The sequence below is a fragment of the Mycobacterium sp. 050272 genome, assembly GCF_039023525.1.
In the GTDB taxonomy this organism is placed as follows: Bacteria; Actinomycetota; Actinomycetes; order Mycobacteriales; family Mycobacteriaceae; genus Mycobacterium.
On the sequence record NZ_JBCHKV010000028.1, the window covers coordinates 38,914 to 46,440 of the forward strand.

Genomic DNA, 7,527 nt, shown 5'->3' on the forward strand with positions numbered 1-7,527 from the left:
GGCGCACGCAGGCCGGTGACTAGTGCCGACGTCGCGCGCCGCGCAGGGGTGTCTACGGCAACCGTCAGCTATGTGCTCAATGGTGCTCCCGGCCAGTCGATCTCGGCGCAAACTAAGGCAGCCGTCCTGGGTGCGGCGAAGGACCTGGGTTACCGGCCCAACCTGGTGGCCCGCCACCTGCGCACCGGCGGCAGCGGACTGGTGCTCTACGTGGTGCCGCGCATGCCTCTGGGCGAGGTGCTCATCGAGGTGGCCAGCCGGCTGACATCCGCGTTGTCGCAACGTGGGCTGGTGCTGTCATTGCAGGTGGAGACCACTGATGCGCAAGACGTCATCGATGCGATCCACAATTTGCGGCCGATGGCGGTGACCAGCGTGTTCCCGCTCAGCGGTCGGGTACGTGACGCCGTGGAAGCCGCTGGACTGCCGCAGGTCTATCTGGGTAGCGCGAACCTGCAGACATTGGAATCGCTCAACGACAGCCTCGGCCGGGTCTGGGTCAACCATCTGGTCAGCCGCGGACATCGCCAACTGGCGTTCGCCTACTCGGGCGACGAGAAACTACGGGCGCAAGGCGACTACTGGCTGAGCGGGCTTCGCGCCGCCGCATCGCAGGCTGGTCTGCCCGACGTGGCGGCGGCAACAGTACCGACGACCGGGGGCAGCGCCGCCGCCGTCGTGGACGACTGGAAACAGTCGGGTATCACAGCGGTCTGTGCGCAAACGGATCTGACCGCGCTGATGGTCCTACGGGGCATCCACAAATTGGGCTTGCGGTGCCCTGGCGACGTGGCGGTGATCGGCGCCGATGCGGGAGAACTCGGCTACGTCAGCGACCCGCTTCTCACGTCGGTGTCGTTCAATATCGAGGCGATCGCCAGACAGGCCGTCACGGCCCTGATGACGCAACTCGGGTTAGACGTCGATTTCGATGTCGACGACAGTCCCGCTGCCGGTGCGACCGAATTCGTCGCCCTGATCCAACGCGAATCCACCTAACCCCGGTGTCGCCATGTCTCCAGGGTTGACTTAATCGTGTAACTAGCTTAATCGTGTAAGCAACCTCGTACGAAAGGACGGTCCCTTGACTGTCAGCAATCCGACTCAGGCGTACTACGACCCCTACGACGCGGCACTGAACACCGACCCTTATGCGATGTTCGCGCGACTGCGTGAGGAGGCGCCGCTGTACTACAACGCCGAACATGACTTTTATGCACTGAGTCGCTTCAGCGACGTCGCCGCTGCACTGGTCGATCACGAGACCTACAGTTCCGCGCGAACCGCGATCGTCGAGTTGATCAAGGCCGACATCACTATCCCGCCCGGTGTCTTGATCTTCGAGGATCCGCCGCTGCACGACGTGCATCGCAAGCTGTTGTCGCGGATGTTCACGCCCCGCAAAGTTCTGGCGCTGGAGCCACAGATCCGGAAGTTCTGCGCCGAGAGCCTCGATCCGCTGGTCGGGACCGGGCGCTTCGACTTCGTCCAGGATCTCGGCGCGCAGATGCCAATGAAGACAATCAGCATGCTGGTCGGTATCCCCGAGGCCGACCGGGAAGCGATTCGCGATCACTCCAACGCCCAGATGCGCACCGACGACGGTAAGCCGATCAGGGCGGCGTCGGAGGGGCTGGTGCTGGGCGAGATGTTCGGCGAGTACCTCGACTGGCGCGCCCAGCATCCCGCTGACGACATCATGACGGAGCTGCTCAACGCGGAGTTCGTCGACGAAACCGGCACCACGCGCCGCCTGACCCGGGAAGAGATCCTCAACTACGTCAACGTCGTCGCCGGCGCGGGTAACGAAACCACCGTGCGACTGATCGGGTGGATTGGCAAGGTGCTCGCCGACCACCCCGACCAACGTCGCGAACTCGTCGAACGCCCGGAGCTGATCCCGCAGGCGATAGAGGAATTGCTGCGGTTCGAGACCCCGGCTCCGCATGTCGCTCGCTACGTCACCCGCGAGGTCGGGTTGCACGGACAGACCGTGCCCGAAGGGAGCATCATGCTGTTGCTGCTGGCCGCCGCGACCCGCGACCATCGTCAGCATCCGCCCAACGGTGACGTGTTCGACATTCACCGCCCGGTGCATCAGCATGCGGTCTTCGGCGTCGGCGCGCACTACTGCCTAGGGTCGGCGTTGGCGCGACTGGAAGGCCGGATTGCCCTCGAGGAAATCCTCAAGCGATTCCCCGAATGGGATGTCGACGTGACCAACGCCCAGTTCTCGACGACATCGACGGGTCGAGGCTGGGACACCCTTCCCGCCCACACCTATCCGGCGAAACACGCCATCGGGCAAGGCGCGCACGCGTGAAGACGATCGTGATCACCGGCGCGACGGCTGGTATCGGCTTGCACAGCGCCGAGCAACTCGGTGCGCAGGGCCATCGCCTGGTGCTGATAGCCCGCAGCGAAGCCAAGCTCGCCACCGCGGCCGCACGAGTCCGTGCCGCCGGCGCAGTTCACGTCGACACCGTTGTCGCCGACTTCCAATCACTGCGTGCGGTCGATGCGGCGGCACGTGTCGTCCTCGACAGCTGCGACCGACTCGACGTCTTGATCAACAACGCCGGCGGGCTGTTCGGGCACCGCACCCTGACACAGGACGGCTACGAGGCCACCTTCGGCGTGAACCACCTGGCGGGTTATCTGCTGACCGAACGTCTCAAATCGTTGCTGATACACAGTGCCCCGGCCCGCGTCGTCATCACCGCCTCGTCCGGGCACTCACACGGGTCCATCGATTTCGACGACCTGCATTTCGCACATCACTACGACGGCTTCAAGGCTTACTACCGATCCAAACTGGCCAACGTCCTCTACATGCGCGCCCTGGCCGCCGAGCTGGACGGCAAGGGGGTCACCGCGAATGCTCTGCACCCGGGCATGGTGGCCACCGACATCTGGGACAGCACACCGGCTTTGGCGCGCCCGCTGGTCGCAGCGGTTAAACGAGTCGCGATGCTGACTCCCGCCCAAGGGGGCGCCCGCATCACCCACGTCGCCGTCGAACCACGGCTCGACAACGTCACCGGCGCCTACTTCAACCGAAATCGCGTCAAGCAACCCTCAAAGCTGGCCCGCGACGCGGCGCTGGGCGCCCAGTTGTGCCGCGTCAGCGACCAACTCACCGGGATCGACCGCAACCCCATTCGCTGATCCCCCGCCACCCACCGAGGAGCAATTACCTATGAAAGCCTGGCACCTGATCGCAGCCAACCGTCCGTTGCAGCGCGTGGAATGCGACGACCCCCAGCCCGGCCTGGGTCAAGTCGTTGTTGACGTCCGCGCCGCAGGGTTGTGCCACAGCGACGTCGGATTCCTCGACGGCACTCTGACCCCGTTGCTCCCCAAGCTGCCGATCATCCCCGGCCACGAAGTGTCCGGCGTCATCGCCGAACTGGGCCCCGAAGTTGAGGATCTGGCCGTCGGCGACCGCGTCGTCATCGAATTGAGCGAACACGGCGCACCCGGCTGGTCGGCCGACGGCGGATTCGCCGATAAGTGCCTGGCCTCGGCCAAGGGCGTCCTCAAACTGGCCGATCAGATCAGCTTCGCCCAAGCAGCGACCGCCACCGACGCGGGCCAAACCGCCTACGGAGCCGTCATGGGAGTCGGCGCACTACAAGCCGGGGAACGCGTGGGGATCGTCGGTCTGGGCGGTTTAGGCCTCACCGGTGCGCGCATCGCGGTGGTGGCCGGGGCTGAGGTCTTCGCCGCCGAACCCAAACGCGAGGTCTGGGAACTGGCGACGCAAAACGGCGTCACCGCAGTCTTCGAGGACGTTCGCGACCTGGCGTCCCTGCAACTGGACGTCATCGTCGACTTCGCCGGATTCGGGACCACCACCGCCGGTGCCATCAGCGCGGTCCGACCAGAAGGACGGGTCATCCAGGTCGGCCTCGGGGTCGACGAAGCGACCATCCCAACCACCGAACTCGTCTACAAAGAAGTGGCCCTGCGCGGCGCGCGGTGGGCACCCCGGCGACCTGGAAGCCGTTCTGGGCCTGATGGCCGCCGGCCAGCTGTCCATCCATACCGAGACCATCGGGTTTGATGACATCCCCGAAGCCATCGAACGACTCAAGACTGGTGACAGCCGAGGACGCCTGGTCGCCGAAACCGAGTGAGCCATCGCGCCTCCGGTAAGGGAATGCCGAAATGCTTACGGCACATGCAGTTTGAAGGCGGCTCGGGATTCTTCGCGGCCGAACTCGACCGGCCAGTACGTTCAACAGTTGTGGCCAGGGCCGGGATCGAACCGGCGACCTTCCGCTTTTCAGGCGGAGTTCTGGCTTACACCAATGTGTTTCAGCCGGTCAGACCAGACGCGCAACCGGCATTCGGACGTGTTGGATCAGTCGGTCTGGCTCGTTGGCCCCATGTTGGCCCCATGAGATAACCCAATCTGCATGGCAAGCCGATCGGGTTACTTGGTCGGTAGAAGCGGACTTGGGCGAAGTCTTAGTGCGATGGTTTTCGCTTACCGAACAGAGCGCGGCAGTCCCGGCGGATCTCATAGAGACGCCAACTGAACGATCGACCGCAACTGACAGGCTGGATGCAGTCCAATTTGCTTGCGTGTGGTCCGATGGGCACCACCGCGCGCATCCCAAATCTCGAGCAGTTTCACGGCGCTGGCTCAAGCACTATGCCCCACGGCGTGGTGACGTTGAGGAGCGGTTCGGGCGGCGGGTCGGTGAGCGCGATGGGGTCTCCCGACAAGCTCGCGGTGCCGCGCCCCTCGAAGAGTGCGACGCAAGCGTTGCCGTCCAGGCGGGACGGGAACCGGACGGCGCCGGCGCCTCGGTCAAAAAGGTCCGCGGCGATCGTCTGCGTGATGGCGCGGCGACTGGTGGTGATCTCGTGCAGATCGAGGTGCTGCAGGTCGTGCTCGAGCAGCAGTTCGACGTGGCGATCCTCGGTCTCCTGGCGTGTGGGCACGTCGGTGAGATCGATCAAGGGGCCATCGAGCTTCAGGACTGTGGGAACGAGGGCGTGCTGTCTGCGCCACTGCGCAGTGACCGGCTTCTCAGTGAAGTCCTGGGCGGCCTCGGGTCCGTAACGCTCGACATGGCGGCGCAGCGCGCCGAGGTTCGGCCGGAAGTCGGCTAGCACCTCGCGGAGACACGTTTCGGCGAAGTCAGCGCAATAAAGCGTGCGGAACCGGCGGTAGATGTCGTCGAAACGGTGACTGAACTGGTATAGCTCCAGCGGAGTGAAGCCGAGCGGATCAGCGTAATAGCCGACCCGCCACAGGGTTCGCCCCTGCTCGGGCGCCGCGATCACGACTGGAAGCAGGCGACCTGCCGTGCGGCCCGTACGACCATCGCGAACTGCGCGGTGTCGATCGCCGCACCGAGCACCTCGATCGGCGCGCGATCGTCCAAGCGCGTGTTGGTGCCAAACAGCCACGCCCGCGCCGTCTTGTCGTCGTAGGCATCGACGAGCATCCTGACGACCTTGTAGCCCTCACGTAACCGGCGTTCGGTCGCGCCGTGAGGTTCCGGGCCGCCCTTGCGCGCGTAGCGGCCGATTTGCTTGGCGTCGGCCAAGCCCGCCATCGCCGCCGCGACGCGCTGGCCGACGGCCTCTTGCAGATACGCGGCGATCTCGCGGATCGAAAGCGTCGCCGCCTCATCATCGAGCCGCTGCGCCGCAGAGACGGTCAAGACCGGCATATCGCACCTCCACGTTGATCTACCTGAGACGCTACCACATAAGCGCCTGAGAACACACCCTGAAGCTACACCTGATAGCCCACCAGGCCTGGCCTACGGTTCGCGGTTGGAGCCGTTGAATCAGCATGTTCGCGCAAAAATGCCACCAACGACGCCTCTCACTGGCCACGATTCGACCTCTAAGTTATGAGCTAACCCGTCGCGGTCTTCCCCATATGCTCGGTCTCATAGCTGCAGGTCAGCGGCGTTCAAGCGTCCTGACCTGGCTCACCTCGTCCCGCTCGTTCGCATCGGTTCCACCGTGTTCCGTGTCCAAATCCGTGGCCAACCCACCGAATTTGTCACGAGACGGTTTACCGGCTTCACAGGGTTGCTTGATGTGGTCGCTGCCCTCCCCGTAGCAGGTGTGCTCCGCGGCGATGTCGCCAAAAAGCCGGCCGCTGGGACGGGGCAATTTTGACGGGAGCGCAGATATCGCGATCCGGGGCGGTAGCCTCCGACTCTGAAGCCGTGTCGCCGTTGAACTCAGCGGGCTCAACCCGTCACGTGATGCTGCTGCATCTGCCCGACGGCGGCAACGCCGCCGCGGTTCGGGACGCGCTGATCACCACCCTTAGCACGCTGCCGACGCAGCTGCGGCGCTCATTGACCTGGGATCAGGGTAAGGAAATGGCCCGCCACCGCCAATTCAGCCTCGCTACCGACATCCAGGTCTACTTCTGCGATCCGCACTCACCATGGCAGCGGGGATCGAATGAGAACAAACGGGTTGCTGCGCCAGTACTTTCCCAAAGGCACCGACCTGTCGGTACACACCGCCAGCGATCTCGCCACCGTCGCGGCCCAACTCAAGACCCGACCCCGCAAAACACTGGACTGGCAAACACCGACCCAACGCCTCGATAAGTTACTCGCACAAGCTCATTGACAACCAGTGCTGCAACGACCGCTAAAACTCGCCCTGTCACAGCCAGATGAGACGCGACCATGGTGCCCGCGTTGGCCGCCATGGGTATTCCCGACCAACGAGCCGCGCGTACAACGCATATTGAGCATCGACACGCCCCCAGGACAGCGGGCGGCTTACTGGGGCGGGTAGGCCGGGGGTGGATATACGCCCCGTAGGATCCACGGCAACCAGTTGAGGCCGTATTCGATCTCGTCGCTGGCATTGTAGTCAGGGCTCGGGTCGAGCGGAACGTTCTCCGATCCGTAAGGTGGAGAACCCGGACGCGTTGCATCCGGGTCTGCTGCACGGATAGGTGACATCTGAGTTGGCTTGCCCCGCTGGGGCCGGCTGGAAGGATGTTCCCGTGCCCAAGCCCTACCCCAGAGAGTTCCGTGACGACGTCGTCCGGGTTGCTCGCACCCGCGATGACGGTGTGACGATCGAGCAGATCGCCGCCGACTTCGGGGTGCACCCGATGACGTTGTCGAAGTGGATGCGTCAGGCTGACGTCGACGAGGGCACCAAGCCCGGGACCAGTACCACCGACTCTGCTGAGCTGCGCGAAGCGCGACGCCGGATCAAGCTGCTCGAGCAGGAGAACGAAGTGCTGCGCCGCGCAGCGGCGTATCTGTCGCAGTCCAATCTGCCGGGAAAAGGCTTTACCCGCTCGTGAACGAGCTCGCCGCCGCCGGGATCCCGGTCGCGGTGACGTGCCGGGTACTGACGCTCGCCCGCCAGCCCTACTACCGCTGGCGGGCCAACTCGGTGACCGACGCCGAGGTCACCGAGGCCTATGAAACGCCCTGGAAATCCCGGAGGCTCCTGACCTTGGAAACGAGGATGCAGGTATGCCGAAGGAACAGTTGCCGGGGAAGCCCACGGCGCGTC

7 protein-coding genes, 1 tRNA gene and 3 pseudogenes are annotated in these 7,527 nt (G+C 64.5%); 7 read left to right on the plus strand and 4 right to left on the minus strand.

Annotated features, from left to right (window positions below; translation table 11 throughout):
• Nucleotides 1–15: 15 nt before the first annotated feature.
• The 4 genes from AAHS21_RS30005 (at nucleotide 16) to AAHS21_RS30020 (ending at nucleotide 4,066) form a co-directional block, all read left to right on the plus strand.
• The gene (locus tag AAHS21_RS30005) at nucleotides 16–999 is read left to right on the plus strand and encodes a LacI family DNA-binding transcriptional regulator (RefSeq protein ID WP_342931009.1); all 984 of its coding nucleotides are present in this window, start codon (nucleotides 16–18) and stop codon (nucleotides 997–999) included.
• An 85-nt stretch (nucleotides 1,000–1,084) separates the two neighbouring features.
• Nucleotides 1,085–2,323, plus strand: coding sequence for a cytochrome P450 (locus AAHS21_RS30010; protein WP_342931010.1), 1,239 nt, complete (start codon nucleotides 1,085–1,087; stop codon nucleotides 2,321–2,323).
• Entirely contained in the window at nucleotides 2,320–3,168 is an 849-nt protein-coding gene (locus AAHS21_RS30015; RefSeq protein WP_342931011.1) for an SDR family NAD(P)-dependent oxidoreductase, read from the plus strand. Before AAHS21_RS30010 ends, AAHS21_RS30015 begins: the two co-directional genes overlap by 4 nt.
• Before the next feature lie 31 nt (nucleotides 3,169–3,199).
• A complete protein-coding gene (locus AAHS21_RS30020; protein WP_342931012.1) occupies nucleotides 3,200–4,066 on the plus strand; it encodes an alcohol dehydrogenase catalytic domain-containing protein in 867 nt (288 codons plus the stop codon).
• Nucleotides 4,067–4,250: 184 nt separating this feature from the next.
• Here AAHS21_RS30020 and AAHS21_RS30025 read toward each other — a convergent pair.
• The 3 genes from AAHS21_RS30025 to AAHS21_RS30035 all read right to left on the minus strand — a co-directional run bounded on the left by AAHS21_RS30025 (nucleotide 4,251) and on the right by AAHS21_RS30035 (nucleotide 5,690).
• Nucleotides 4,251–4,326 (minus strand) — tRNA-Phe (locus tag AAHS21_RS30025).
• Between the two features lie 312 nt (nucleotides 4,327–4,638).
• Nucleotides 4,639–5,298, minus strand: coding sequence for an RES family NAD+ phosphorylase (locus AAHS21_RS30030; RefSeq protein WP_342931013.1), 660 nt, complete (start codon nucleotides 5,296–5,298; stop codon nucleotides 4,639–4,641).
• Nucleotides 5,295–5,690: an XRE family transcriptional regulator gene (locus tag AAHS21_RS30035; protein WP_342931014.1), complete on the minus strand. Its 396-nt coding sequence runs from the start codon at nucleotides 5,688–5,690 to the stop codon at nucleotides 5,295–5,297. The genes AAHS21_RS30030 and AAHS21_RS30035 overlap by 4 nt, the downstream gene beginning before the upstream one ends.
• Before the next feature lie 534 nt (nucleotides 5,691–6,224).
• Between AAHS21_RS30035 and AAHS21_RS30040 the strand changes: the two are divergent.
• Nucleotides 6,225–6,618 (plus strand): annotated as a pseudogene (locus AAHS21_RS30040) (IS30 family transposase); the annotation flags it as partial.
• A 155-nt stretch (nucleotides 6,619–6,773) separates the two neighbouring features.
• Here the strand turns inward: AAHS21_RS30040 and AAHS21_RS30045 are convergent.
• Nucleotides 6,774–7,025: pseudogene (locus tag AAHS21_RS30045) on the minus strand (hypothetical protein); the annotation flags it as partial.
• Here AAHS21_RS30045 and AAHS21_RS30050 point away from each other — a divergent pair.
• A complete protein-coding gene (locus AAHS21_RS30050) occupies nucleotides 7,004–7,312 on the plus strand; it encodes a transposase (protein ID WP_342931015.1) in 309 nt (102 codons plus the stop codon). The pseudogene AAHS21_RS30045 and the gene AAHS21_RS30050 overlap by 22 nt on opposite strands.
• Nucleotides 7,309–7,527, plus strand: a pseudogene (locus AAHS21_RS30055) (hypothetical protein); the annotation flags it as partial. The gene AAHS21_RS30050 and the pseudogene AAHS21_RS30055, both read left to right, overlap by 4 nt.

What these genes read in the sequence shown, in the direction of transcription:
- AAHS21_RS30020 (WP_342931012.1), top strand. Translation starts at nt 3,200, where the DNA reads ATGAAAGCCTGGCACCTGATCGCAGCCAACCGTCCGTTGCAGCGCGTG.
- AAHS21_RS30035 (WP_342931014.1), bottom strand. Translation starts at nt 5,690, where the DNA reads ATGCCGGTCTTGACCGTCTCTGCGGCGCAGCGGCTCGATGATGAGGCG.